The organism is Methylobacterium soli (assembly GCF_008806385.1).
GTDB lineage: Bacteria > Pseudomonadota > Alphaproteobacteria > Rhizobiales > Beijerinckiaceae > Methylobacterium > Methylobacterium soli.
This window is the reverse complement of the sequence record NZ_VZZK01000028.1, coordinates 29,141-54,249: the sequence shown is the minus strand read 5'-3', so window position 1 is coordinate 54,249 and position 25,109 is coordinate 29,141. Positions and strand designations below refer to the sequence as shown.

The window sequence follows — 25,109 nt, the reverse complement described above, 5'->3', positions numbered from 1 at the left end:
CCCCGGGTTCCCTCCAGGAGCCCTTCATGAGCGTTCTGACCGCCGTTGCGCTGTCCGTGATCATCGTATCGATCCTTCTCGCGCAAGGCCGACCGGGGCATGTCCTGGGCTTCTTCTGCCTCGTGGGGCTGGCCGGCATGGTCGCCGTGTCCGGCCTGGTCGGCCTTCTGCGGCCGAGCCGCCGGCCGGCCTCGATCCGCAACCGCTAGGACGCGCGACCCGGATCGGCGCCGTCGCGGGCCTTCAAGCCCGCGGGATGCCGCGGCGCTCAGGCGGCGCGGCGCGGGCCCGTATTGTGGCTCCGAACGGCGCGGGGCGGGCTCTCGCTGGTCCGTCGCTTCGCCGCGCCGTCCCGGTGCTGGACGGGCGCGGCCGCCCCGGACGGCAGGATGAGGCTGGAGCCGCCGACCAGCGTTCCCCCTCGGTCGAAGAGGAGCGTCGGGCAAGGCAGGAAGGGCACACGCGTCCCGTCAGGCCGCTGAAGCACCGCCTGGACGCCCGGAACGGCTCTGCGCTCCCGCAAGGCGATCGCCATGGGGCATCGGTCGTGGGGCAGGGGGGCGCCGCCCGGCTCGTACAGGCGCCACGATCCGCACCACCGGGCCTGGCCCAGGACAGGCCGGTAACCCCAGAATTCAGCGGCGGCTTCGTTGTAATAGGTCAGCCAGCCGTCCGTATCGGTGGTGTAGAGGGGCGATCTGAGCATGCAAAACAGCTCTTCGCGCGAAGGCTCATCATTCCAGCCCGTGTCCGGAGGGTCGGACACGTATGCAAATCGGTCCAAATCCACGGCGTTCATCCAGCAGAACGTGATTTGACGGTTATCTACAGTCTTCGCTGCGCCGGGTCGTTAACATCCGATGTACGAAGCGCGCATTCGGCCTTGAGCCAGCCATCGCGCTGGCCCCCGATCTCTGGTTCCGAGCCGGCGTTACCCGTCGGGCCCGAGCGTGGCCGCGACAGCACAGCGGGGCGCCGTCGCGCCCGCGTCCTCGCGGCGTCGGAGATCGCGGCGCGGGGGGCAGGATCGCGGGTTTGGCAGCTAAACGCTTGAGAGGGCAGGCGATTTCGACTCGGGCCGAAGTCTCGCGAGGGGCGGCGCAAGCGTTTGCCGATACTGTGTCGTACCTTAACGTACCGAGTGGAACATTGATTTGGCACAGGCCGTTCCGCATAACATAAGTTGAGTATACGATTCGCTGAGCGCAGCCGCTCGATCCCCTCGCAGAACAAGCCGAGACTGGAAGGTCATCTGCATGGCCCGCTACTTCTTTGATTTCCACGATGCCCAGTTCTCGACCCGTGACCATGACGGCACGGAATGTGCCGACCGGGAAGCGGTCTCGTCGGAAGCATTGCGGGCCCTGTGCGAGATCGCGGCCGATCACCCTGAGCGTTACGCGGGAACGAAGCTGCGCGTCGCCGTGCGCGATGCCACCGACCGCCCCGTCCTGACCGCGTCGATCAACCTGATGACGGCGTGGCATGTCGACGAGGCGCGAATCGGCGAGGCGCGGTCGGAGGCCGCCTAGATCGAGGGCGCGGGGATCCGGCGCGTCGCCTCCGTCACGGGTTTTGGGGTGATCCGGGGTCGGGAGAACGGGTCTCCTCTCAATGAAATTCGGTGCTGCGTCGCGGAATGAGGCTTTGCCGAGATGCCTCGCTGCGCGTCCAGCATTGAGTTCGACGACCCCATTCCGCGCCCGTTCCGTACGGCGCGGCGCGGCTCGCCGCGACATCGCCCGCCGGGTCGCATCGCGGAGATTTTTTCGGCAAACAGGCGGTTGCGCTCCGGCTGTTTTACCGGCTGATGTCGGGCTCCCGTGCGGATGAGGAGCGGCGCACCATCATGAGGCTCACCACCCTGAACGTGGTCGTGGCCCTGCTCCTCGGATCGTCGGGGGCCGTGGCGGCGGAGGGCGAGCGGACGTTTCTGCTCTGCGCCGGGGTCTCGCAGAGCGATCGCGCCGATGCCTTCTCCTTCACGGTGACGCTCGACGTCCCGAACGCGATGGTGCTCAGCATCGGCTCCGGCGAGGGAGCCGTCACCGAGGCGTTCACCGACGCCGAGATCGTCGGCAGGCAGGATGTCGGCGGCGGCGTCACCAACCGGCTGACGATCGACCGGGCCGCCCGCACCTTCCGTCTCGTGATCCACCGCAGCCAGGCGCCGACCGAGGCGGACGATGCGTTCGAGGGGACCTGCTCGCCGACGAGCCGCGCGTTCTGAGGGGCTCAGAACAGGCCCAGCAACAGGCCGCCGAGGGCGAGCAGGGTCACCCCGCTGGTGATGATCGCGCCCTGAGCGTCGTTGACGATCGGCTCGTGGATCAGCGTCTTCAGGCTCATGGCGGCCTCCTGTCGGGAGAGCGAGTCTGCTCCGTCCGGCGCGCCGCCTCTCCATCAAAAGCCAATCGACCCTGCCGTCCCGCGGGCCCGAGAGGCGGTTCGCGCCGCGCCATCGACCTCGCGGGCAGATCGTGCGAGCCTCAGCCGTCGTAGAGGCCGTCGCGAGCCATGATCGTGTTGCCCGAGGACACCACCCTCGAGGTCGTGGACGACCTCATCGCCGAGGCCGAGGAGCGCCGGACCGAGCAGGTCGCGCTGATCGAGCACCTGACCCGGCAGGGCCAGGCCACCGCCGAATCCGAGCGCGTGCTCGCCGAGATCGAGCGCGTCCTCGCGGCCCTGCAATGCCGGCGGTCTTACCTCCGCGCCATGCAGGTGAGGCCCTGAGCCGGGGCCGGCACTGTACGGCAGGCGACATTGCGGTGATTGGGGCGGGACTCCGGCGTAGGCTGCCACGGAGCCGTTCATGTCGCGGGTGCATCCCTGGCTGACGAGGTAGGCGCGGGCCATGACCCCGATCATTCCTTCGACGCGCAAGCCCCCAGCCCCGCCAAACGATCACGCCGATTGCGAGCGCGAGCCGATCCACCTGCCCGGCTCGATCCAGCCGCACGGGGCGCTCCTGGTCCTCGATCCGGCGCGGTTGACCGTGCTCGGCGCCGCGGGCGACGCGCCGGGCCTTCTCGGATACCCGGCGGCGTCGCTCCTCGGCCACTCGCTGACCGCCCTGTTCGGGCCGAGGCGCGTGAAGGTCCTGAAGGCGCTGCGCGACCAGGGCGATCTCGCCACGCCCGTGCACGCGCTCGATCCCGATCTCCGCCTCGGCCCGGTGCCGGCGGATGCCAGCCTCCATCGCGCGCGCATCCTCGGCGCTCCGTCCGGCCGGTCCCGGTCCGGGCGGGACGGGCTGGTGCTCGAGTTCGAGGCCGCCGACCCGCCGGGGGCCGCCGCGCGCGACCCGCTCGCCACCGTCCAGGAGATGCTGGCGGCGGTGCAGGCGGCCCCGGATCTCACCGCCTTCTGTCAGGCCGGCGCCGAGGCCCTTCGCCGCCTGTCCGGCTACGACCGGGTGATGATCTACCGCTTCCTGCCCGACGGCGCCGGCCGGGTCCTGGCCGAGAGCCACCGCGCGCGCCTGGAGCCCTATCTCGGCCTCCACTATCCGGCCTCCGACATTCCGCAGCAGGCTCGCGCGCTCTACCTGCGGAACTGGCTGCGCGTCATCGCGGACGTGGATGACGCGCCGGCCCCCCTCCTCGCCGGAGCGGGGCGGGGCAGGCCGCCCGGAACGCTGGACATGAGCCAGTGCATCCTGCGGGCGGTGGCCCCCATCCACCTCCAGTACCTGCGCAACATGGGGGTCGCCGCCACGATGACGATCTCCATCATCGTCGGCGGCCAGCTCTGGGGCCTGATCGCCTGCCATCACACGACGCCCAAGCGCATTCCCCGGCCCCTGCGCGCCATCTGCGAGCTGTTCGGGCACATGTTCTCGTTCCAGGTCGATGCGCGCGAGCAGGCGGCCGCCTACGAGCACCGCCACATGCTGCGCCGCGCGCGCGAGACGCTGGTGCCGCGCCTCTCGGCGGAGGGGGACCTGTCGGAGGGGCTGGTTCGCCAATGGAGCGACCTGCTGGGCTATGTCGATGCCGAGGGCGCGGCCCTGCTCGTCGAGGACGAGTTCTCCGCAATCGGCCGCACGCCGGGCGAGGATCAGGTGCGCGCCATCGTCGCCTGGCTCGCGCGCACCGGCGCGGACGAAGCGGTGTTCGCGACGGCCTCCCTGTCGGCGCAATGGGAGCCGGCGCGCGCCTTCGGCGGCCATGCCAGCGGCGTGCTGGTCCTGACCCTCTCCCGCGATCCGAGCACCCACATCCTCTGGTTCCGGCCGGAATTGGTGGAGACCCTCCGCTGGGCCGGCAATCCCGCTCAAGCCCTCGAGCGGCGTCCCGACGGCGGCCTCTCGCCGCGCGCCTCCTTCCAGACCTACACCGAATCCGTGCGGCTCCACGCCAAGCCCTGGACCGAGGTGGAGATCGAGGCCGTGCGGCTGCTGCGGCTCTCGCTGCTGGAGGTCGCTCACGCGCGCTCGGGTCAGGTCGCCCGCGAGCGCGCCGCGGCGGCGAGCCGCCACGAGATGATGCTGGCCGAGCTGAACCACCGCGTGAAGAACACGCTGGCGACCGTGCAGGCGCTGGCGCGGCATTCCCGGAGCAGCGCGGTCACCCTCGATTCCTACGTGCACAGCTTCGAGCAGCGCATCCAGGCGATGGCGGCCTCGCACAACCTGCTCAGCGATGCCGCCTGGCGCGCGATCGACCTACACACCCTGATCATCGAGCAGCTGCTGCCCTATGCCAAGGTCGGCGACAACCTCCGGCTCGACGGCGATCGCATGACGGTCCTGCCCCGGATGGGCACGTCCTTCGGCATGGTGTTCCACGAACTGGCGACGAACGCGGCCAAGTACGGGGCGCTCTCCCTGCCGGGCGGGCATGTGGGGATCGCCTGGACGATCACCGGCGCCGCGCCCGCGCGCCTCCTGAGGCTGGTCTGGCGCGAGGAGGGCGGGCCCCAGGTCAGGCCGCCGGCACGGCGGGGCTTCGGCTCCTTCGTGACGCAGCGGGTCATCGCCTACGAGATGCACGGGCGCAGCGAGGTCACCTACGATCCGGCCGGGCTGCGCTTCTTCATGGAGGTGCCCGAGACCGCCCTGGTCCTCGGTCCGGGCCCCGCCGGCGCCGCGGGGACCTCGGGCGCGCCGCTCGCGGCCAGCCCGGACGTGCCCCGCATTCTCCTCGTGGAGGACGACGCGCTCATCGCCCACGTTCTGGAGCAGGCCGTGCGCGCCCTGGGCTGGACGCCGGTCGGGCCGGTGGGGCGGGTCGAGGCCGCCATGGTGCTGGCGCAGATCGAGGCGGGCCAGCTCCAGGGGGCGGTGCTCGACATCAACATCGACGAGGCGAAGGTCTGGCCCGTCGCGGAGCTGTTGCAGAACCAGGGCGTGCCGTTCCTTTTCGCGACCGCCTACGAGCGGAGCCGGAAGGTGCTGCCGGAGCGGTTTGCCGGCGTCTCGGTCCTGAGCAAGCCCTTCGTCGAGCAGCAATTGATGGACACGCTCCTGTGGCTGGTGGCCGGGCGGCGCACCGAGCGCAACGGGCACACGGCCTCCGAGGCCTAGAGCCCGCGCGTCACCCGCGCCGCGTCGGGCTCCACCGGAGGGAGGCGGCCAGGAGGGCTGCGGCCGCGCCGAAGCCGCAGCCGCCCATCTTCACCAGGAAATCGGCCGCCCGGCCGTGGCGCGTCGGCTGCAGCATCTGCAGGGCTTCGAGGCTGCCCGCCGCCGCCACCGTCAGGATGGCGACCTGCCAGCGCCGGTGCGGGTAGCCGACGGCGAACAGGAAGCCCAGGAGCGCGAAGGCGCCGAACCGCTCCAGCGAGACCGGCGCGCCGCTCACCGGGCGCAGGCCGATCGGACAGACCGTCACGACCAGGAGGGCGGCCAGCAACAGCCAGCCGAGGAGACGCGACGCTTTCGACAAGGCGGCCATGGGGACGATCTGTGGGAGACAAGCGGGAAGGGGACGCACAACCGCGCCGGCAGGACGCCACGCAACGGCCGGGCCACGCCCGGGATCCCGAAGTGGGACGGATCCCGACCGATACCGGGCCGGGCGCCTTCCAGCTAGCCGTCGTTAGGAGCCCCTGCGGCCTCCGGATCAGCCCGCCATCGCCCGGCAGCTTTCCGCGCAGGCCCGGCAGGCGGGCTTGTGCTCGGGCACGCCGATCAGCATCACGTGCGCGCAACTGCGGCAGATCTCCGGTCCTGGAGAGCAATTGCACCAAAATGTCATCTCAGATGCATGCATATGTATCGCAAACGGTGGCATTCGAAAATGGTCGGTTATAGTACAATGTGTGTTTGTTCTACATATGTTCGCATGCTAGAAAAAGCACGGCTCCCGGACTGCATCAGTTTTGCCACAGGGCTGCGGTCACGCATTCTGTACGGCCAAGTTATGGATGGACAACTTAACCGAGATTTGCACTTTTCGCTAACGCAGGCGGGGGAGTGCAAATGGCCCAGGTCGAGGACGTGCCGATGAGCCGGCAGGAGTTCTCGGTGGCCTATGATGGCCCGACCCGTGCTGACGACCACTCAATAGACGTTCGTAACCTCGCGCCGGCTCTAATGGCCTTCGGCAAGCTTCTGCGCGAGGCCAACACCGAGTTCAATGGCAAGAAATCAACGACAAAAGTCTTGGTTGTTTCAGATTTTGAGCATAAATGCTTCAATATTAACTTCAAACTTGTTGTAGGATTATACGAACAAGCCAAGCTTCTGCTTGGAATCGATCAGGTAAAGACCGCAAAGGAGGTCTTGGAATGTATTGGGCTTCTGAAAGGGCCGCTTGCAGGAGGCGGTGTAGTCGCGGCGGGTGGGATTAGTTTTATCAAGTACCTCCAGTGGAGAAAAGGCCGAGATGTCATTGAAGAAAAGACCGATACGTCTCGCAGTGGAACTGTAAAAGTTACAATCAAAGGTGATGGAAACAGCGTTTATTTAACGCCGGAGATTTATAATCTATCAAAAAACGCAAGAGCCCTGCGCGCAACTCAAGACGCCTTCTTGCCGCTTGGCCAAGATGGCTTCGACACCATGCGAGTCAGCAACGAGGCTGGTGCGATAGCAGAAGAGTTTACGCCCAAGGAAGTGACGGATATCGCAGCCTCATGCGCAAAAGGAATAGAGGAAAGCAAAGAGGTCAATGAGCCTGAGATTGAAGAAATTCCAGCTTGGCTAAGCGTGTAATCGCCTGTTTATGACCCCAAAGCGAACAGTTGGCGGTTTCGACTTGGTAAAGACAGGGCATATGTTGACATAACCGAAACTAGCATAGCTCAAGACGCCTTAGACCGCGGCGGCGCTTTGTCGGAGGATGCCTATCAGGTCGTCTTAGAGGTCACTACAACGTTTGATGCCCAGAACAAGCCTAAAGAGCCGACATATAAAATCAAAAAGGTTATTAGGTTTGTGCCGGCCCCAACCACGCGCCAGACAGATCTATTCAATCCTGATGGTATTTGATCCAATTGCAGTTAAAATCTGTATCATAAAAACCGCAGTGAATTTACCCCGCGCAAGCTTGTTGCGGATATTTGGCTCGGTCTCCTTCACGCCAAAAGCAGCGAGCTTATCGACCAACTGTGCATAGGTAATGCCTTTCCGCTTCAGCTCGGCTTTGAGAATGCCCTTTACTCGGGCATCCCAAGCCTCATCAATGCCGTCACTCATCCGCATCCTGTCCTTTTTCAGGATTGGTGGCGTCTAGAGACTCTTCCAAGTTCCGCCGATCTCCCTCAATCACCTCACTGGCAAGTTTGGTGTGTCATTTGCCGCCGAACTACGCGTTTAGGCCGGCAAGGATTTCCTGAACACTCGATCCGCATGCCATGAAAGGCTTCTTCTATAGCTTCCGCCATAATAAGCGATGGCATACGCCTTGGTCTAGCGTGCATTCTGGCGCATTTGCTCCATAAGGCTGCACATCTTCGCGCAGGCCATCATCAGCCGAAAATGCTCCGGCGCGACATGCGGGCCGCCGGCCGGCAGGCCATGCTGCGAGGCCATGCGGAGACAGGTCCGATAACAGCGCAGGCATTCTTGGATGCAGGCCTGCATCGCGTCCGACGTCGCATCCATGGGGGCTCCGGTCTCGTGACGGCGCCTGCGGACAACCGGCCGCGGGCGCCCCGGGTTCAGCCCCGTCCCGTCAGAGCGCGAGGCCGAGCTGCTGCGGCGCGTCCGCCGGGCCGTGGTGCAGGGCCGAGAGCGAGACGCCGATGAGCCGCACGCTTCGGCGCAGCGGGAAGACGTCGCGCAGGATCGCGAGGCTGATCCGCTCCAGGGCGTCGCGGTCGGCGACCGGTTCGGGCAGGGAGCGGGCCCGGGTGATCTGCTCGAAATTCGAGAACTTGACCTTGAGGGTCACGGTGCGCCCGCGCATCTCCTTGGCGAGGCAGGCCGCCCAGACCTTGTCGAGGATCGGGCCGAGGCGCTCGGCCAGGGTCTCGTAGGCCGTGGCGTCGTCCGCGAAGGTGTTTTCCGCCCCGATCGACTTGCGGATGCGGTGGGCCCGCACCGGGCGCTCGTCGATGCCCCGCGCCACCGCGTGGTAATAGGCCCCGGCGCTGCCGAACTGCGCGACGAGGGCCTCGCGGGAGCGGGCCTTGAGATCGCGGCCGGTGAGGATGCCGAGGCCCTTCATCTTCGCCTCCGTCACGGGCCCGACCCCGTGGAAGCGCCCGATCTCCAGCGCCTCCACGAAGGCCGGGCCCATGGCGGGGGTGATCACGAACAGGGCGTCGGGCTTGCGGTAATCGGAGGCGACCTTGGCCAGGAACTTGTTGTAGGAGACCCCCGCCGAGGCCACGAGCCCGGTCCGCTCCCGGATCGTCGCCCGGATCGCCCGCGCCACCGCGGTCGCGGTCGGCAGGCCCTGCCGGTTCTCGGTCACGTCGAGATAGGCCTCGTCGAGGGCCACCGGCTCGATCAGTGCGGTGTGCTCGGCAAACACCGCCCGGATCTCCTCCGAGATCGCCCGGTAGACGTCGAAGCGGGGCTTCACGAAGACGAGGTCGGGGCAGAGCCGGCGCGCCGTCACCGCCGGCATGGCCGAGCGCACCCCGAAGGCCCGCGCCTCGTAGCTCGCCGCCGCCACCACGCCCCGCTCGCGCGCGCCGCCGACCGCGAGCGGCCGGCCGCGCAACCCTTGGTCGTCGCGCTGCTCGACAGAGGCGTAGAACGCGTCCATGTCGATATGGATCACCTTCCGGAGGCGGTCGGCGGGGGGCGGATCCGGCGGATCACCCGGATTCATGCGGGGCTCGCGGCTGGCACTCGGGATTTCGGACGGATCGTTCATGAATTGTTCCGACCATGCGCCTTGCCGGGCGCGGGTCAAGGCCGCCGGACCGATCGTCCACCGCCGTCGCGCTTTCCCGCGCGCCGGGACTCGCGCGGCCCGCCGGCCTCCCCCATAAGCCCCTGATGCGCCAGCGCTCCAAGGACGGGATTCCCACGTGAACGTCACCCAGCTCACCCATCACGACCTCGACGGCTACGGCGCCTCGACCATCGTCGGCACCGCCCTCGACGTCGCCCGGATCGTCCACATCCCCCGCTATTCCGACGTCGGCCCCATCGTCGAAGCCGAACTCAAGCGCCTCGACAAGGCGTCCGAGCCCGAACTCCTGATCATGACCGATCTCGGTCTCGAGGCGGTCGCGGTGAAGTTCATCCGGAGCTTCGCCGCCCTGAACCGCCGCCGGCCGGAGGGCGCCCGCCACCGCCTCATCGTCCTCGACCACCACGCCTCCTCGATCGACCAGCTGCGCGATCAGGGCCTGGAGCCGATCCCCGATGCCGAGATCCCGACCCTGAAGCGCTTCGATCTCGGGGATCCGGATCTCGCGGTCCTGATCGACGAGGGGCGCTGCGCCACCCGCATGGCCTACGAGCACCGGGCGCTCTACGCCACCCGCGCGATCCCGGCGGATCTGGAGCGGGAGCTGCAGACCCTCGTCGAGGCCGTCGATGCCCTCGACCTCTGGAAGAAGGAGCGGCCCAGTTTCGCAGGCGGCCTCGCCCTCGACGAGGTCTTCTGGGACAATGTCGGCACCCTCGTTCCGGTGGGCCATCCCTGGCACGACCGCTTCATCGCGGCGCTGCTGCGGGGCGTCGCGGCGCTCCTTCGCGAAGGGGCGACGCCGGCCGGCGTCGAGGCTCAGGTCGGCGCCATCCGGCTCCGGATCGTCGACGCGTTCATGGCGGATGATCCCGCGGACGATCCGGCCCTGACGACCCGCATGCGGATCGCCCGGGCACTCGCCCGCTCGGACGAGCTGTTCCACAGGCTCTCGGACGGAACGCTCCTGTCCTTCGGTCTCGATTCCGGCACCTTCCAGCGGGTGTCGGACCTGATCATGCTGGGCGGGCGGGCGCGCCGCGTCGTCAACGTCCAGCGCGTCGGCACACTCTCCTTCCGGTCGAACGACGAGACGGCGCTTGAGGGCGCCCGCCGGTTCCGCGGCGGCGGCCACAAGGATGCGGCGGGCGGAAAGCTGCCAGGCGGAGCCGCCTTCTCGTTGGCCGATGCCGTCGCGCAGGTGGAGGCGATCCTGAACCCGCCGCCGCCGGATCCCGCCGCCAGCCCCTTTGGAGCTCTGAAGAACTGGAAGGGCTGATCCGCCCGGATCGCGAGGGCCGCCGGGCCCTGCGCCGCGTCTTGACGCGCGCTCGGCCGTTCTTCAGCACGAGCGTATTCCGGGAACGGGCACCCGGATGATCCGCCTTGGGATCATCCGCAGGCCGAGGAGACAACGCGTCATGAAGGTCACGGTCGAGATCGATTGTACGCCGGTGGAGGCGCGGCAGTTCTTCGGGCTGCCGGATGTCCAGCCGATGCAGGGCGCCGTGATGGCGGAGGTCGAGCGGCGGATGCTCGCCGAGATGGACCGGTTCTCGCCGGAGACCCTGATGAAGAGCTGGCTGTCGTTCACGCCTCAGAGCGCGGAGCAGGCATCGGAACTCTTCATGAACTTGTTCAACCGGAGTTTCGGCGGCGGCAAGCCGCAGACGAAGTGACGGGTCGAACCCTCCGCATGGCACGCCGAGCAGCAGGCGGTCGCCTGATCAGAACGAGGCTCCGGGACCATCGCCGCCGCGCGCTCCGCGTCGCGAAACCCGCCTCGGTCCTCAACTCGGCTGCTTGTTTTTCGCAGCCTCCCTGTGACAGGCCGCGCGTTGAGGCTTAGATCGTCCAGGTCCGCTCCTCATTTGCCGGAAGACCGAAGCGTGGCCGAGCCCGTTCCGAACGATTGGGCCTCCGTATTCCTGAGGCTCGTGGTCTCGCTGTTCCTGGGCCTGCCCCTTGGGGGCGTGTTGTTTGCCATGACGGGCCTCGGGCTTGCCCTCTCTGCGGGGGATCCCATCCTACAACAGCCGATGGCCCTCGCCCTGCGCACCGGCTTGGCGATGCTCGCCTTCACGGTGCTCGGCGGTTTCGCTTGGGCGCCGGAGACCGGGTATCACAGCCTGCACGGCTGGTACGCGGCCGGGGTGCTGCTCGCCTTCGTGTTCCTGAGCAAGCCCTGGCGCAGCCGCCTCACCGGGCCGCAGGCCGGCTGAGGCACGGACCGCACCCCCGTCGCGCGAGGCCTCATCCGGTGATCTTGGCCAGGATCGCCTCGCGTTCCCGGCGGCTCCCTGCGAGCTGCGCGCGGGCCGCCTCCAGCACCGCGGCGGAGGCCTGATCCGGCCGGCCGGAGCCGAAGGGGGGAGCCGGGGCGTATTCGAGGGTCAGTTCCACCGTCTCGGCCGCGATCGGCCCGACGAGTTCCGCCGCGAGGACGAGGGCGAAATCGATCCCCGCCGTCACCCCGCCGCCGGTGACGAGGTTGCCGTCCCGGACCACCCGCGCATCCACGGGAATCGCCCCGAAGGCGGCCAGGAGATCGTGGGCCGCCCAGTGCGTGGTCGCGCGGCGCCCCCGCAAAAGCCCCGCCGCCCCGAGAACCAGGGCCCCGGTGCAGACGGAGGTGACGAAGCGCGCGCTCGAGGCTTGCTCACGCAGGAAGGCGAGGGCGCCCGGATCGGTCAGGAGAGCATTCACCCCGATCCCGCCGGGCACGCAGATCACGTCGAGGGCCGGGCATTGCTCGTAGGTGACCGTCGGCGCCAGCATGAGCCCGGTCGAGGCGCGCACGGGAGCGAGGTGCTCGGCCACGAGGTGCAGGCGCGTGCCGGGCAGCGAGGCGAAGACTTCGTAAGGGCCCGTGAGATCGAGCTGTTGGACATTCGGGAAGAGGAGGAAGCCGATCTCGAGCGTCATGGGTGCCGCCTTCCGTGGATGGACCGATGACTTCTAACGGCGCGCCATTCGGCCGAAAATGTCATAAACCCCTCACTTTCCGCCACAAGCGCTCACAGGATCGAGATCCAGGCCTCTCCGGGCAGCCCGCGGCCTGCATTGGCTCGGCGTGATGGGGGCTCTCCGCGGCATGCCCTCGCTGAGGATTGAGCGTGCCCTTGCAACGGCTCCTGTCCGCAACACATGGTCCGGCAGAGTTCAGGGGAGACGGCCATGACGCGGGGGCACGAGAGGCCCGGAAGCCGGACCCGCCGGACGGGGGCACGGGTGCTGGCTTTCGCGGCCCTCGCATTGGCGCTTGCCGCGCCGGGGGCCGGGTCGGCGCGGGCCGAGGAAATGGCGTTCGACCCGGCGCAATGGCCGTTCACGGCCATCGGCAAGCTCAACGTGGTCACGGGGCCGGGGAGCCGCCAATTCTGCACCGCGACCCTGATCGGGCCGCGGCTCGCGCTCACGGCCGCCCATTGCCTCTGGGACAAGGCCCGTGGGCGCTGGGTCGAGCCGGGCTCGGTCCATTTCGTGGCGGGCTACGCGCAGGGGGCGTATCTCGCCCACGCGATCGGCAATGCCGTGCACAAGCCGGCGGATTACGCCTACGCCTACGGCACGAGCCGTCCGAACATGTCGGGCGACTGGGCCCTGATCGAGCTCGCGAGCCCGATTCCGATCAAGCCCCTCGAACTGGAGCATCTTGCCGCCCCGGACGACCCGCGCAAGCTGCGGCTCGATATCCGTCGGGCCGGCTATCGCCGAACCATGTCCCAGACCATGAGCGCGCAGGACAAGTGCGCCGCCCGCCTCGCGCCAGATCCAGCCCCGCTCCTGATCCACGATTGCCGCGCCATTCCGGGTGAATCCGGATCGGCCCTGCTGCAGGTCGAGGACGGTAGCCCGAAGGTCATCGGCGTCCTCGTCGCCGGTCCGCGTCCCGGTGCGCCGCCTGGGCCGTCCTTCGCCGTCCCGACGCGTGCCTTCCTGGCCGCCGCCGAGGAGATCCTGAAGCGGCAAGGCGCGCGAGACGACGCGGGGCGCGAGGCCGGCAAGGCCGGGGATCCGCAGACGGCACTGCCCTGAGGCCGGCCCTCACTCGCTCGCGAGCGAGGCGGGGGCCGCGCGCGCAGTCGGCCTGGGCCGGGTGCAGATCAGCACGAAGGAGAGCACGAAGTCGACGCCCCTTGTGGTCACCGTGCGCAGCATGACGCCGGTGCGGCGATTGAGGCGCAGGCTCTCGTCGGGGCGGGTGCAGGCGACGACGCCCGCGCGCCGTCCCTCGCGCTGGCAGGTGAAGCGGGCGACCGCGCTGTTCGCGTCGTTGATCAGGACGAGGCTCGTGCCCTCCGCGTCGAGGGTGATCGAGACGCCCTTGCCCTCCACCGCATCCACCGCCTCCGGACCTCCATCCTTCAGCACCGTGGTCGCCCCCTTGGTGATGCAGCGGAACATCTCCGCCCCGGCCCGGGCGGGGGCCAATCCGAGGAGCGGCGCTGCCGGCAGGAGGGCCGCGATCAGAATGGCCCTGTGACGCACGCGACCCCATCGCGATTCGTGAAACCCGCGGGCGCGGGCGAAGACCGGGCGGGTAGACACCATCACCGCGAGGCTCACAAGAACAGGACGGCAACACCTCGCCGCCGACCCCGCGCCTCCGATCCGGAGAAGGGCCGCGGCGTCAACCGGTTAGGGCGGCCGAAGCATCTCTCCTCGTGACACCGCCACCGGCGCCGTTCCAGTCTTGTCCCTCGATGTCAGGCTATAGCGAATTTGCCATCAAGCTTGGCTTGAGGCATCAAGGGCATCAACGACGCGAAGCGCGGGATTGAGAGGGGCTGCATGCGGGGCTTTAAGGGCACCAACACGATCGCTGTTCTGGGCCTGATCATGGCCCTGCCGAGCCTTGGCGCCTGTGGCCTTCCTCCGAATACTGATCTGACCACCGGATCGATTGGCCGCCACAAGCCGCTCGCGGCCGCCACGACCGCCGATCGGGAATGCCTCGCCCGCGCCATGTACTTCGAATCGAAGCGCGCGGACCAGGACGGCCTGCTCGCCGTCGGCACCGTGGTGATGAATCGCCTCGAAGCGGCGGCCTATCCGGACCGGATCTGCGACGTCGTCGGCCAGCCTCGCCAATTCGCCACCGGCGTCCTGACGAAGCCCATGCGGACGCAGGACCTGCCCCGGATCGAGCAGGTGGCCGATGCGGTCATCTCCGGCGAGCGTCACCCGAAGGTCGGCGGCGCGATGTTCTTCCACACCGCCGGCCGCCGCTACCCCTACGGCAACATGCATTACGTGGCGCTCGCGGGCGGCAATGCCTTCTACGAGAAGCGCGGGCGCGGGGCGGTTCCGCTGCCGGCATCGGAGCCGACTCCCTCCGCCATGAGCGTCGCGGCCGCACCCGAAGTCACGGCCGCGCAGACGATCCTCAACGAGCCCGCTCGCAACATCTGCCAGGTCGCGTCCCTGACGTCGTCCCATCGCGGCTGAGATCCCGGCGCACGGCATCGCCCGACGGCAGCCGTTCCGATCGAGCGATTGCGCGCATCACCCAATCTCAAGGCCGTCCCGATGACCGGGGCGGCCTTGCCGCGCCTGGCGGCTCATTCGCCGGCGGAGCCGCTCCGCTCGGGATCGACCGCGTGACGCTGGCTGTAGCGCCGGGCCGCCTGAGCCATGCCGATCAACTCACGCGCCGTGAGGCCACGACACGGCACCGGATTCGCGTCTGGATGGTCGGCGACCGGCGCGCGGGCGCAGCCGCTCACGGCAATGCGCAGATCCCGCCCCCGCATCACCTGCCGCAGCCGAACCGCCTTCCGCAAAGCCGTGACCATCTTCGCTCCCGTGCCGCATCACATCGCAAATCGCTCGGCGTCAGGGTTAACCAAGCTTGGCCGTGATGAACATTCTTGAAGAGGATGCGCGCTGCCCTAGCGGCCCCCGGGCCTGGTCGGCGAAAGCCTCGCCCGGGAGCGGATGCACCCGCGATGGGCGCCCCAGGTTGTCGGCGCAGGCACGAGAAGGCCCGTGCGTGCCGGTGGGGCGCGCACGGGCCTCGTCGGGCAGGGCGGGCGCCGCGAGGGGCGCCCGACAGATCAGGACTTCTTCTTCGAGTACTCGAAGGCCGGCGCGTTCTTGAGCTCGTCCTTTGAGGTGTTCACCAGCGCGCGCAGCTTGTCGTCCTTCTTGGAGAGCGTGATGCTCGCGGGGCTCACGGCGACGTAGCGCTCGCCGATGCCCAGGAAGCCGCCGACGCCGATGATCACGGCGTGGATGGTCTTGCCGTCGAGAATCACGAAATCCTCGATCTCGCCCACCGACTCGTTGTTGTTGTTCGAGACGTTGAGACCGATCAGCTTCGAGGTCAGCGTGTCGGCGGGCTGGGTCGTGATGAACTGAACCTTGGTGGTGGCCGAATCGGCCATCTTCATGCCGCTCTCGCTGACCGTGGCGGCCGACGAGGAGTTCGGGGTCGGGGACGCGGTCGCGGAGGGCGCGGCGGGAGGGGTTCCGGCGGGCTTGGCGCCGTCCTGCGCCAAGGCGAGGCTCGGGATGCCGGCGACGAGCGCGACGGCGAGAAGCGAACGAAGGGTCACGGGCTGTCTCTCTGAGATGTTGGGAAGCGCCGGACATCCGGCGCCCGATTGCCGCTTGTAACGGCAGCGGACTGCGCAGAGTTCCGTCTTGGCTGCCTATGCCTTAGGCAGAACCGGAGCGATCCGAGGCACGGCAGAAGACAGGGGGAGGGGGCTCGGATTGTCAGGACCCGAGATGCCCGAGCCTGGACTCGCGACGGGGCTTCCGGCCATCCTTCCGAAGCGGCCCGCGATGCGGCCGCGCCAGAAGGAGCAGGGCATGGACGGTCAGGTCTACGGTGCGCTCGGACAGCCCGGGGTCGGCCTGCTCATGGCGATCGTCATCGGGGCGCTCGCGGGTTGGCTCGCGGAGAAGTTCACTTCCTCCGACATGGGGCTTTTCTCCAACATCGTCATGGGCATTCTCGGCGGCCTGCTCGGCAATTTCCTGGCCGCCAAGCTCGACATCCCGGTCTTCGGCTTCTGGCGCAACCTCGTCTCGGCCACGGTCGGGGCCGTCATCATCATCACGGTCTACCGGGCGATCCGGGGCCGCAGCATGCGGTACTGAACGGGGCCTGCGCACGGCCGAGACCGGGGCTCCCGGTGACTGAAGGCCGGCACTGTGTCGCGACGCGCCGTCACGCCGGTTTGCGGCGGGCGGGCGGAGGGCTTAAGTCAGGCTCCTGATGTGGTCCGCCCCGCGCGGGCGCTTTCCCGCGGTGTGGCATGGCCGTCGTCCTCGACATCCTGAAGAACGATCCCCGGCCGGCCTTTCCGGCCCGCCAGCGCCATCCCGAGAAGGCGCATCGGCCCGATCAGCCGGTCCAGGCGAAGAAGCCTGATTGGATCCGCGTGAAGGCGCCGGGCTCGCCGGCCTGGGCCGAGACCCGGGCGATCGTGCGCGAGCATGGCCTGGTCACGGTCTGCGAGGAGGCGGGCTGCCCCAATATCGGCGAGTGCTGGGAGAAGCGGCACGCCACCTTCATGATCATGGGCGACACCTGCACGCGGGCCTGCGCCTTCTGCAACGTGCGCACCGGCCTGCCGCTGGCCCTCGATGCGGATGAGCCCGAGAAGATCGCCGATTCGGTGGCCAAGCTCGGCCTGCACCACGTTGTCATCACCTCCGTCGACCGTGACGACCTCGCGGATGGAGGCGCGCAGCATTTTGCCCGCACCATCGCGGCGATCCGCCGGGCGAGCCCCGGCACCACCATCGAGATCCTGACCCCGGATTTCCTGCGCAAGGACGGCGCCCTCGAGGTCGTGGTCGCGGCCAAGCCCGACGTCTTCAACCACAACCTCGAGACGGTGCCGGGCAACTACCTCACGGTGCGGCCGGGCGCCCGCTACTTCCACTCGGTCCGCCTGCTCCAGCGGGTGAAGGAACTCGACCCGACGATCTTCACCAAGTCCGGCATCATGGTGGGGCTCGGTGAGGAGCGGAACGAGGTCGTGCAGCTCATGGACGACCTGCGCTCGGCCGATGTCGATTTCCTCACCATCGGCCAGTACTTGCAGCCGACGAAGAAGCACCACGAGGTGGTGCGCTTCATCCCGCCCGACGAGTTCAAGGGCTACGAGACCACCGCCTACGCGAAGGGCTTCCTGCTCGTCTCGGCGACGCCGCTGACCCGCTCCTCGCACCATGCGGGCGAGGATTTCGCCCGGCTGAAGGCCGCGCGCCTCGCCCGCCTCAACCCCGCCCACGCCTGAGACCGAAGCGCCGATGCCCTCATTCCGGATCACCCGCGCGGTGCGTCACAGCCCCGAGCAGATGTACGACCTCGTGGCCGATGTGGAGCGCTACCCCGAGTTCCTGCCGCTCTGCGAATCCCTGCGCGTGCTGCGCCGCCAGGACGGCCCGGGGGAGGGCACGCAGGTGCTCGTCGCCGAGATGGGCGTCGGCTACAAGGCGATCCGCGAGCGTTTCACGACGCGCGTCAGCCTCGACCGGCCGGGTTTGCGGATCACGGCGGAATACATCGACGGACCCTTCCGCCATCTCGAGAACCGCTGGGCCTTCAAGCCCGGCCCGAACGGCGGCTGCCACGTCGAGTTCTTCATCACCTACGAGTTCAAGAGCTTCGCCCTCGGGCTCCTGATGGGGAAGATGTTCGACCGGGCCTTCCGCAAGTTCACGGACGCGTTCGAGAGCCGCGCCGACCGGGTCTACGGCGCCGCCGCCTGAGGGGCTTCGGCCACCCGGACGTGCTCGGGCCGGACGCCGAGGCCGACGAGCCGCGCCGGCAGGCGCTGAAGATAGGGGAAGCGGTCGAGGAGGCGCAGGGCGACGGGCGGCTTCAGAGGCGCCGTCGTGCCGGAATCGAGCACGCGGGCGATGACCCGATTCTGCAGCAGGCGCTGCAGCGCCTGCGTCCGGCGTGTCGGCGGCATGCGGCGGGCCTGAAGCCGAGCCAGGTCGGCCTCCACGAGCCGGCCCTCCCGCAGGGGCGCCGCCAGGAGGTTCGCGGCCGCCACCGCATCCTGGATCGCCAGATTGATGCCAACGCCCCCGAGGGGCGACATCGCGTGGGCCGCATCGCCGATGCAGAGCAGGCCCGGGGCGTGCCAGCGCTTCAACCGGTCGACCCGGACGGTCAGGAGTTTCACCCGCTCCCAATCGTCGATCTCCGCGACCCGCTCGCGCAGGAAAGGCGCGAGCTCCGCCACAGCCTCACGGAAGGCCGGCAGGCCGCGGGCGCGGAGCGCCGCATCGCCACCCTTCGGCACCACGAAGGCGCATTGCCAGTAATCGCCCCGGTCGAGGGTGACGAGGATGTGGCCGCGCCCGAAGCGGCCGCCGGTGGCGTCGACGTCGCCCGGATGCCGGGACAGGCGGAACCAGAGCACGTCCATCGGAGCCCCGTAGCTCTCGCGCTCGAAGCCGGCGCGCTCGCGCACCACGGACTGGCGCCCATCCGCCCCGATCACGAGATCGGCGCTGACTTCGAGGAGGCCGCCCGGCGTGCGCGCGCGGACTCCCGTGACCTGCGGCCCGGCCTCGATCAGCTCCGTCGCCTCGGTCTCCATGAGGAGGCGGAAGCCCGGATAGCGCCGCCCCTGCGCCGCCAGGAAATCGAGGAAGTCCCATTGCGGCATCAGCGCGATGAAGCGGTTCTGCGTCCGCAGGTGCCGGAAATCCGCGATCCGGAATCCGCGCGAGCCCACGAACGCGGTCAGGGTCGCGACCTTCCGGTGGGGCAGGGCGAGGAAGGCCCGGCGCAGGCCGAGTTCGTCCATCACGTCGAGAGTCGAGGGATGGATCGTGTCGCCGCGGAAGTCGCGCAGGAAATCCGCGTGCTTTTCCAGGACTGCCACCGTCAGGCCGGCGCGGGCGAGGAGGAATCCCGTCATCATCCCGGCCGGTCCGCCGCCGACGATGCAGGCCTGCACGGAGAGCCTATCCATGGTCCGCCCTCCCGGGTTCGGAGCGACATCCTACACCCGCATGGCGCTGCTTGGGCAGCCTTCGGCGACCGCGTACGAAGCGGACCATCGCGCGCAGTCCCGAGCATGGCGCGAGCGCGCGCTACGCGTTCGGAAGTGCGCCTTCGAGGAGGCCGAGCGCGTCCGCAACCGCCCGGGTGCGGATCTCGGCCCGCCCGAGGTCGCCATAGCGGCGCTCCAGGTGCCGGACCGGCGCGCCGATCACTGCAAGGCCGAAATGCACGAGGCCGACGGGTTTCTGGCCGCTTCCCCCGCCTGGGCCCGCGATGCCCGTGATGGCGACCGCGACGTCGCAGCGCGAGGCCAGCAGCGCACCCTGCGCCATGGCGCGGGCGACGGGCTCGCTGACGGCGCCCTGCGCCACGATGAGCTCCGCCGGGACCCCGATCGCCTCGCTCTTGGCCTCGTTCGAGTAGGTGACGAAGCCCCGTTCCAGGACGGATGACGAGCCCGGCACCGCGGTGATCAGGCCGGCCACGAGGCCGCCGGTGCAGGATTCGGCGGTGGCGATCCGGAGCCCCGCCGCCGCATAGGCCGCCACCAGAGCCTCGGCGCGGGCAAGGAGGGCCGGATCGGCGATCATGGCTACGGGTCAGCCCTGACGCATGGCCGTCTCGGCCTGCGCATCGAGGAGCGTGGCGCTCTCCTCCTCGGGCAGCCGCACGGTGGCGGCGGCCTGGGCGGCAAGCCCCTCGGCCCGCCCGACGAAGCCGAGCTTCTCGGTGGTCGTCGCTTTGATGGAAACGGACGAGAGCGGCACCCCGGCGATCTCGGCGATGCGCGCCCGGATCGCCTCGCGGTGGGCGCCGATCCGCGGAGCCTCGGCCAGCACCGTGATGTCGAGATGGTCGATGCGGCCGCCGCGCGCGCGCACCAGCGAGACCGCATGGGCCAGGAACTGGTCCGAGGCGGCCCCACGCCATTTCTCGTCGCTTGGCGGGAAGTGGGTGCCGATATCGCCGTCCGCGATGGCCCCGAGGAGCGCGTCCGTGAGGGCGTGCAGCGCCACGTCGCCATCCGAATGCGCCAGCACGCCGCGATCGGCCGGGATTCGAATGCCGCCGAGCCAGACATGATCGCCTTCCGTGAAGGCGTGCACGTCGAAGCCGGTGCCGAGGCGGGTCACGTACTGGGTCATGGCGGAATTCCTGGAAGCGGCCCCCGCGAAGGCACGGTCGGCCTCGATGAGATCCGCGGGCTGGGTAATCTTGCGGTTGCGCAGGTCGCCCTCGAACGTCACCACCGGCAGCCCGGCCCACTCGGCCAGCGCCCCGTCATCGGTGAAGCCGTGAAGGGAGGCTTCCGCCGCGGCGCGGTGCGCGTCGCGCAGGGCCGAGAAGGCGAAGGATTGCGGTGTCTGGACGGCGCGCAGGGCCTCGCGGGGAGGGGTCTCGCGCACGCGCCCGATCCCGGGGGCCGCCTCCTCCACGATCTTGATCGTGTCGCTGACGGCGATCCCCGGCACGGCGGCGCGGTGGTCGCGTCCGGCCGCGATGGCGCGGTCGATCAGGCCGAAATCCACGAAGGGCCGCGCCGCATCGTGCACGAGGACGAGATCGGGGGCGCCCGCACGATCGAGGGCTTCGAGCCCGGCGCGGACGGATTGCTGGCGGGTCGCGCCGCCCTCGACCGGTTCGGCGAGCTTTGCCCGCAGATGGGGATCGAGATCCTCGAGGCATTCGCGGTAGAAGGCGGCCGCATTCGGCGCGATCACTGGCTGTATGCAGCCGATGCTGCGATGCGCCGCGAGCGCGGCGAGTGTCCGGGTGAGGACGGCCTGGCCGCCGACGCGACGGTACTGCTTGGGCATGCCGCCGCCGATGCGGATGCCGCGACCCGCCGCGACGACCACCGCGGCAACGCTGAACGCGGTGCTGGACATGAGGCTTCCCGAACCCGTGCGCCTCCTGGACTGCCCATGGGGGAGGCGGATGCCGTTTTTACGCCGGGCATTGATGCGACGGCGGGGACATCCGGCCGAGCCGTCGCGGCACGCCGCGCCGGACCGACCGGGATCGCCCGTCGTTTAAGCGGGGCACGACCCGAAATCAAATCGCCCGAACCGCTTGCGTCTGCCCCGGTTTTGTCTATTCGTTGTGCAGAATGTCGAATGATCATTATTTGAGCGTTATGCGCTCGGGGGCTGCAGGGGGCACCGCGGAGGTTGCAGCCCCGCCGGTGCTGCTCGCTCCCCTGTCGGGGGTCACGGACCTTCATATGCGTCGGATCGCCCGGCGTCTCGGTGCCAGCGCGGTCATCTCCGAGATGGTGGCGGCGGCCGAATTCGCCCGTGGCGCGAGCGAGGCGCGCCTGCGCGCCGAAGGAAGCGGAATTCATCCACACGTTGTGCAGCTCGCGGGCTGTGCCCCCGAACCCATGGCCGAGGCTGCGCGCCTGTGCGCGGCGGCCGGTGCCGACGTGATCGACATCAACATGGGCTGCCCGGCCAAGACGGTGACGGGCGGCGAGGCGGGCTCGGCGTTGATGCGCGATCTCGATCACGCCGCCCGGATCCTGGCAGCCGTGCGGGACGCCGTCTCGGTTCCCGTGACCCTCAAGATGCGGCTCGGCTGGGATCACGCCAGCCTGAATGCGCCGGATCTCGCGCGGCGCGCCGAGACCCTCGGGTTCTCGGCCGTGACGGTGCATGGCCGCACCCGGCAGCAATTCTACAAGGGTAGCGCCGATTGGCGGGCGATTCGGGCCGTGGTCGCGTCCGTGGCGATTCCGGTGATCGCCAACGGCGACGTCACGGATCTCGCCGCGGCGCGGGCGTGCCTCGCTGCCTCGGGGGCGGCCGGCGTGATGGTCGGGCGCGCGGCGGTCGGCCGACCCTGGCTCGTCGGAGAGATCGCCGAGGCGCTGGCCGGGCGCGACCCGCGGGTTCTGAGCGGCGCGGAGAAGGCCAACATCGCCTCGGAGCACTACGAAGGCCTCCTCGGCCTCTACGGCATGCGGATGGGCGTGCGTCACGCCCGCAAGCATCTGGCGGCCTACGTGGACGGGGCGGGGCCTGGTGCGCTGCCTGCCGCCGACCGCACCCGGCTTCTCACCACGGGCGATCCCGGGGTGGCGCTCGCCCTTCTGCGGCGCGCCTTCCTCGAACCCGCCTGCAGCACCGTGGACGGCTCCGCGGTATCGATCGGGGAGGCCGCATGAGCGGAGACGGGAGCGAGAGCCGGGAGCCCAACGGCCGGGATCCCAATGGCCGGAGCAAGGGCGCACCGACATCCGAGTCCGTGATCAACGCGCTGCCCCTGCCGGTGCTCACCATCGGGGCGGATGAGCGCATCCTTCAATGCAATCACGCCGCCGAGAGCTTCTTCGATCACTCGGCGCGCCTGATGCAGCGTCGGCGCCTGCGCGACATCATCCCGTTTTCCTCCCCGATCATCGCGCTCGTGGCCGAGGTCCGGCGCCGGCGCGCCAGCGTCAGCGAGTACAGGGTGGAGCTGGTGCAGCCCCGCTCCGGGCAGGAGCGCAGCGTCGACGTCTTCGCCACGCCCCTCGGGGATGAGGGCGACGCGGTGGTGCTGATGCTTCAGGAGCGCACCATCGCCGACAAGATGAATCGCCAGCTCACCCATCGGGGTGCGGCGCGCTCGATGATCGCCCTCGGCGCCATGCTGGCTCACGAGATCAAGAACCCGCTCGCGGGGATCCGCGGCGCGGCCCAGCTTCTGGAGCAGTCGGGGGCCGAGGAGGATCGCTTGCTGACCCGGCTGATCTGCGACGAATCCGACCGGATCGTGCGCATCGTCGAGCGCATGGAATTGTTCGGCGACGAGCGGCCGGTGGAGCGGGGGCCCGTGAACGTCCACGGCGTGCTCGACCAGGTGAAGCGCTCGGCCCAATCGGGCTTTGCCCGTCACATCCGCTTCGTGGAAAATTACGATCCCTCCTTGCCGCCGGTCCTCGGCAACCGCGACCAGCTGATTCAGGTGATCCTCAATCTCGTGAAGAATGCCGCGGAGGCGATCGGCGCCGACACCGTCGATGGCGAGATCACCCTGTCGACGGCCTTCCGCACCGGGCTTCGCCTGCAGATCCCCGGCTCGCGCGAGCGCGTCAGCCTGCCGATCGAGGTGGCGGTGCGCGACAACGGCCCGGGGGTCACCGCCGAGCTCCTGCCCGACCTGTTCGACCCCTTCGTGACCACCAAGAGTCAGGGTTCCGGCCTCGGTCTTGCATTGGTCGCCAAGATCGTCGGCGACCACGGGGGTATCGTCGAATGCGATCCCGTGCCCCGGCGCACCACCTTCCGCCTTCTCCTCCCCATGTCGAGCGCCCGGGATGGGCGCGAATCGGTCGTGGAGGCCGAGTAAGAGTCATGCCCAACGGCCATATCATCGTCGCGGACGACGACGCAGCGATCCGCACCGTCCTCAACCAGGCCCTCTCGCGAGCGGGCTACGAAGTCCGCTCCACGGGCAATTGCTCGACGCTCTGGCGCTGGGTCGCACAGGGGGAGGGCGACCTCGTCATCACCGACGTGGTCATGCCCGACGAGAACGTGTTCGACCTCCTCCCCCGCATCAAGCGGGTGAGGCCCGAACTGCCGATCATCGTGATGAGCGCGCAGAACACCTTCATGACGGCGATCCGCGCCTCGGAGCGGGGCGCCTACGAGTACCTGCCGAAGCCCTTCGACCTGAAGGAGCTGATCGCGATCGTCGGGCGCGCCCTCTCGCGTCCCCGCGGCACGGCCCCGGCCGGTGCCGGCCCCGAGAACGAGGACATCCCGCTGGTCGGCCGCTCGCCCGCCATGCAGGAGATATACCGGGCGCTGGCACGCCTGATGCCGACGGACCTCACCGTCATGATCACGGGGGAATCCGGGACCGGCAAGGAGCTGGTGGCGCGCGCGCTCCACGATTACGGGCGCCGCCGCACCGGACCGTTCGTGCCGGTCAACATGGCGGCGATTCCGCGCGACCTGATCGAGTCCGAACTCTTCGGTCACGAGAAGGGCGCCTTCACGGGGGCGCTCTCGCGCTCGGCGGGTCGCTTCGAGCAGGCGGAGGGCGGGACCCTCTTCCTCGACGAGATCGGCGACATGCCGATGGAGGCCCAGACCCGGCTGCTCCGCGTGCTGCAGCAGGGCGAGTACACCACCGTCGGCGGTCGCGTGCCGATCAAGACCAATGTCCGCATCATCGCGGCCACCAACAAGGACCTGCGCGTCTCGATCCAGCAAGGGATCTTCCGCGAGGATCTGTTCTTCCGGCTGAACGTGGTGCCCCTGCGCCTGCCGGCTCTGCGCGAGCGGTCCGAGGACGTGCCGGACCTCGTGCGGCACTTCTTCGTCCTGGTCGAGCGCGAGGGCCTGACCCGCAAGACCCTCGATGGCGACGCGATGGAGCGGCTCAAGCGCTATCGCTGGCCCGGGAACGTGCGCGAACTCGAGAACCTCGTGCGGCGCCTTGCTGCCCTCTATCCGCAGGAGACCATCACCGGCCCCGTCATCGAGGCCGAGCTCGATACCCTGCCGCTCGCACAATCCGCCTCTGCATCGGGGATGAACGGGGCCAGAAAGGGAGGCGGGGAGAACGAGACCTTGTCGGGCGCCGTCGAGCGGCACCTCTCGGAGTACTTCTCGGGCTACCGTGACACCCTGCCGCCGCCCGGCCTCTATCACCGCATCCTGCGGGAGATTGAGGGACCCTTGATCGGGGCGGCGCTGGCGGCCACCCGCGGCAATCAGATCCGCGCCGCCGAACTTCTCGGCGTGAACCGGAACACCCTGCGCAAGAAGGTACGCGACCTCGACCTCCAGGTGTTCCGCACGGCGCGCTGAACG

The 25,109-nt window shown here is 68.9% G+C and carries 28 protein-coding genes and 1 pseudogene; 17 read left to right on the top strand and 12 right to left on the bottom strand.

Translation table 11 applies throughout. The features are described 5' to 3' along the window. The first annotated feature begins 26 nt into the window (after window positions 1–26). Window positions 27–209, top strand: a complete 183-nt coding sequence (locus F6X53_RS22420) for a hypothetical protein (protein WP_151002580.1) — start codon at window positions 27–29, stop codon at window positions 207–209. 59 nt (window positions 210–268) lie between these two features. On the opposite strand, the gene F6X53_RS22415 is transcribed toward F6X53_RS22420, so the two are convergent. Next, window positions 269–706 (bottom strand): hypothetical protein, encoded by a 438-nt coding sequence (locus F6X53_RS22415; protein WP_151002579.1) that lies wholly within the window; start codon window positions 704–706, stop codon window positions 269–271. A 550-nt stretch (window positions 707–1,256) separates the two neighbouring features. Between F6X53_RS22415 and F6X53_RS22410 the strand changes: the two genes are divergently transcribed. From F6X53_RS22410 to F6X53_RS22395, 4 genes are all read left to right on the top strand, one after another. Next, window positions 1,257–1,532 carry a DUF6894 family protein gene (locus tag F6X53_RS22410; RefSeq protein ID WP_151002578.1) on the top strand — a complete coding sequence of 92 codons (276 nt, stop codon included), beginning with the start codon at window positions 1,257–1,259 and terminating at the stop codon, window positions 1,530–1,532. Between the two features lie 317 nt (window positions 1,533–1,849). After that, window positions 1,850–2,230, top strand: a complete 381-nt coding sequence (locus tag F6X53_RS22405) for a hypothetical protein (RefSeq protein WP_151002577.1) — start codon at window positions 1,850–1,852, stop codon at window positions 2,228–2,230. A 287-nt stretch (window positions 2,231–2,517) separates the two neighbouring features. Further along, complete coding sequence (locus F6X53_RS22400) at window positions 2,518–2,736, top strand: hypothetical protein (protein ID WP_151002576.1); 219 nt, start codon at window positions 2,518–2,520, stop codon at window positions 2,734–2,736. A 121-nt stretch (window positions 2,737–2,857) separates the two neighbouring features. Next, window positions 2,858–5,530, top strand: a complete 2,673-nt coding sequence (locus F6X53_RS22395) for an HWE histidine kinase domain-containing protein (protein WP_151002575.1) — start codon at window positions 2,858–2,860, stop codon at window positions 5,528–5,530. A 10-nt stretch (window positions 5,531–5,540) separates the two neighbouring features. On the opposite strand, the gene F6X53_RS22390 is transcribed toward F6X53_RS22395, so the two are convergent. Then, a complete protein-coding gene (locus tag F6X53_RS22390) occupies window positions 5,541–5,900 on the bottom strand; it encodes a VanZ family protein (RefSeq protein ID WP_151002574.1) in 360 nt (119 codons plus the stop codon). Window positions 5,901–6,427: 527 nt separating this feature from the next. Here F6X53_RS22390 and F6X53_RS22385 point away from each other — a divergent pair. Beyond that, a complete protein-coding gene (locus tag F6X53_RS22385) occupies window positions 6,428–7,162 on the top strand; it encodes an LAPAL motif-containing putative phage structural protein (RefSeq protein WP_151002573.1) in 735 nt (244 codons plus the stop codon). A gap of 252 nt (window positions 7,163–7,414) precedes the next feature. Here the strand turns inward: F6X53_RS22385 and F6X53_RS22380 are convergent, their stop codons facing one another. From F6X53_RS22380 to dinB, 3 genes and pseudogenes are all read right to left on the bottom strand, one after another. Further along, complete coding sequence (locus F6X53_RS22380; protein WP_151002572.1) at window positions 7,415–7,645, bottom strand: DUF6471 domain-containing protein; 231 nt, start codon at window positions 7,643–7,645, stop codon at window positions 7,415–7,417. 249 nt (window positions 7,646–7,894) lie between these two features. Then, window positions 7,895–8,053: pseudogene (locus tag F6X53_RS22375) on the bottom strand (four-helix bundle copper-binding protein); the annotation flags it as partial. A 70-nt stretch (window positions 8,054–8,123) separates the two neighbouring features. Further along, window positions 8,124–9,230, bottom strand: a complete 1,107-nt coding sequence (gene dinB, locus F6X53_RS22370; protein ID WP_151002622.1) for a DNA polymerase IV — start codon at window positions 9,228–9,230, stop codon at window positions 8,124–8,126. A gap of 202 nt (window positions 9,231–9,432) precedes the next feature. Here dinB and F6X53_RS22365 point away from each other — a divergent pair, with 202 nt between their 5' ends. The 3 genes from F6X53_RS22365 (at window position 9,433) to F6X53_RS22355 (ending at window position 11,539) form a co-directional block, all read left to right on the top strand. After that, on the top strand, window positions 9,433–10,596 hold the full coding sequence (locus F6X53_RS22365; protein WP_151002571.1) for a dimethylmenaquinone methyltransferase: 1,164 nt from the start codon (window positions 9,433–9,435) through the stop codon (window positions 10,594–10,596). 142 nt (window positions 10,597–10,738) lie between these two features. Then, window positions 10,739–10,996: a DUF6489 family protein gene (locus tag F6X53_RS22360; RefSeq protein ID WP_151002570.1), complete on the top strand. Its 258-nt coding sequence runs from the start codon at window positions 10,739–10,741 to the stop codon at window positions 10,994–10,996. A 210-nt stretch (window positions 10,997–11,206) separates the two neighbouring features. Continuing rightward, window positions 11,207–11,539 carry a hypothetical protein gene (locus tag F6X53_RS22355; protein ID WP_151002569.1) on the top strand — a complete coding sequence of 111 codons (333 nt, stop codon included), beginning with the start codon at window positions 11,207–11,209 and terminating at the stop codon, window positions 11,537–11,539. A 31-nt stretch (window positions 11,540–11,570) separates the two neighbouring features. Here the strand turns inward: F6X53_RS22355 and F6X53_RS22350 are convergent, their stop codons facing one another. Next, window positions 11,571–12,242, bottom strand: a complete 672-nt coding sequence (locus F6X53_RS22350) for a DJ-1/PfpI family protein (protein WP_151002568.1) — start codon at window positions 12,240–12,242, stop codon at window positions 11,571–11,573. 252 nt (window positions 12,243–12,494) lie between these two features. Between F6X53_RS22350 and F6X53_RS22345 the strand changes: the two genes are divergently transcribed. Beyond that, the gene (locus tag F6X53_RS22345; protein ID WP_191970942.1) at window positions 12,495–13,355 is read left to right on the top strand and encodes a trypsin-like serine peptidase; all 861 of its coding nucleotides are present in this window, start codon (window positions 12,495–12,497) and stop codon (window positions 13,353–13,355) included. Window positions 13,356–13,364: 9 nt separating this feature from the next. Here F6X53_RS22345 and F6X53_RS22340 read toward each other — a convergent pair whose 3' ends face one another. Continuing rightward, window positions 13,365–13,808 (bottom strand): hypothetical protein, encoded by a 444-nt coding sequence (locus F6X53_RS22340; RefSeq protein ID WP_151002566.1) that lies wholly within the window; start codon window positions 13,806–13,808, stop codon window positions 13,365–13,367. Window positions 13,809–14,159: 351 nt separating this feature from the next. Here F6X53_RS22340 and F6X53_RS22335 point away from each other — a divergent pair, with 351 nt between their 5' ends. After that, window positions 14,160–14,768 (top strand): cell wall hydrolase, encoded by a 609-nt coding sequence (locus F6X53_RS22335; RefSeq protein WP_238298852.1) that lies wholly within the window; start codon window positions 14,160–14,162, stop codon window positions 14,766–14,768. Window positions 14,769–14,881: 113 nt separating this feature from the next. Here the strand turns inward: F6X53_RS22335 and F6X53_RS22330 are convergent, their stop codons facing one another. Beyond that, window positions 14,882–15,115, bottom strand: coding sequence for a hypothetical protein (locus tag F6X53_RS22330; protein WP_151002564.1), 234 nt, complete (start codon window positions 15,113–15,115; stop codon window positions 14,882–14,884). 261 nt (window positions 15,116–15,376) lie between these two features. Beyond that, the gene (locus F6X53_RS22325) at window positions 15,377–15,877 is read right to left on the bottom strand and encodes a PRC-barrel domain-containing protein (protein ID WP_151002563.1); all 501 of its coding nucleotides are present in this window, start codon (window positions 15,875–15,877) and stop codon (window positions 15,377–15,379) included. A 175-nt stretch (window positions 15,878–16,052) separates the two neighbouring features. Here F6X53_RS22325 and F6X53_RS22320 point away from each other — a divergent pair, with 175 nt between their 5' ends. The 3 genes from F6X53_RS22320 to F6X53_RS22310 all read left to right on the top strand — a co-directional run bounded on the left by F6X53_RS22320 (window position 16,053) and on the right by F6X53_RS22310 (window position 18,050). Continuing rightward, on the top strand, window positions 16,053–16,427 hold the full coding sequence (locus F6X53_RS22320) for a GlsB/YeaQ/YmgE family stress response membrane protein (RefSeq protein WP_373875893.1): 375 nt from the start codon (window positions 16,053–16,055) through the stop codon (window positions 16,425–16,427). A gap of 158 nt (window positions 16,428–16,585) precedes the next feature. After that, entirely contained in the window at window positions 16,586–17,575 is a 990-nt protein-coding gene (gene lipA / locus F6X53_RS22315) for a lipoyl synthase (protein WP_151002562.1), read from the top strand. 13 nt (window positions 17,576–17,588) lie between these two features. Further along, entirely contained in the window at window positions 17,589–18,050 is a 462-nt protein-coding gene (locus F6X53_RS22310; protein WP_151002561.1) for a type II toxin-antitoxin system RatA family toxin, read from the top strand. Here the strand turns inward: F6X53_RS22310 and F6X53_RS22305 are convergent. From F6X53_RS22305 to F6X53_RS22295, 3 genes are all read right to left on the bottom strand, one after another. Further along, a complete protein-coding gene (locus F6X53_RS22305) occupies window positions 18,032–19,270 on the bottom strand; it encodes an FAD-dependent oxidoreductase (RefSeq protein WP_151002560.1) in 1,239 nt (412 codons plus the stop codon). The genes F6X53_RS22310 and F6X53_RS22305 overlap by 19 nt on opposite strands. A gap of 121 nt (window positions 19,271–19,391) precedes the next feature. Continuing rightward, entirely contained in the window at window positions 19,392–19,892 is a 501-nt protein-coding gene (locus tag F6X53_RS22300) for a CinA family protein (protein WP_151002559.1), read from the bottom strand. Window positions 19,893–19,901: 9 nt separating this feature from the next. Further along, window positions 19,902–21,191, bottom strand: a complete 1,290-nt coding sequence (locus F6X53_RS22295; RefSeq protein ID WP_151002558.1) for a bifunctional 2-C-methyl-D-erythritol 4-phosphate cytidylyltransferase/2-C-methyl-D-erythritol 2,4-cyclodiphosphate synthase — start codon at window positions 21,189–21,191, stop codon at window positions 19,902–19,904. 221 nt (window positions 21,192–21,412) lie between these two features. Between F6X53_RS22295 and dusB the strand changes: the two genes are divergently transcribed. From dusB to ntrC, 3 genes are read left to right on the top strand one after another with little or no spacing between them, the layout of a single operon-like run. Next, window positions 21,413–22,468: a tRNA dihydrouridine synthase DusB gene (dusB, locus tag F6X53_RS22290; RefSeq protein WP_151002557.1), complete on the top strand. Its 1,056-nt coding sequence runs from the start codon at window positions 21,413–21,415 to the stop codon at window positions 22,466–22,468. Continuing rightward, window positions 22,465–23,634: a two-component system sensor histidine kinase NtrB gene (locus tag F6X53_RS22285; RefSeq protein WP_151002556.1), complete on the top strand. Its 1,170-nt coding sequence runs from the start codon at window positions 22,465–22,467 to the stop codon at window positions 23,632–23,634. Before dusB ends, F6X53_RS22285 begins: the two co-directional genes overlap by 4 nt. Before the next feature lie 5 nt (window positions 23,635–23,639). Further along, window positions 23,640–25,106, top strand: coding sequence for a nitrogen regulation protein NR(I) (gene ntrC, locus F6X53_RS22280; protein WP_151002555.1), 1,467 nt, complete (start codon window positions 23,640–23,642; stop codon window positions 25,104–25,106). Window positions 25,107–25,109 lie beyond the last annotated feature (3 nt).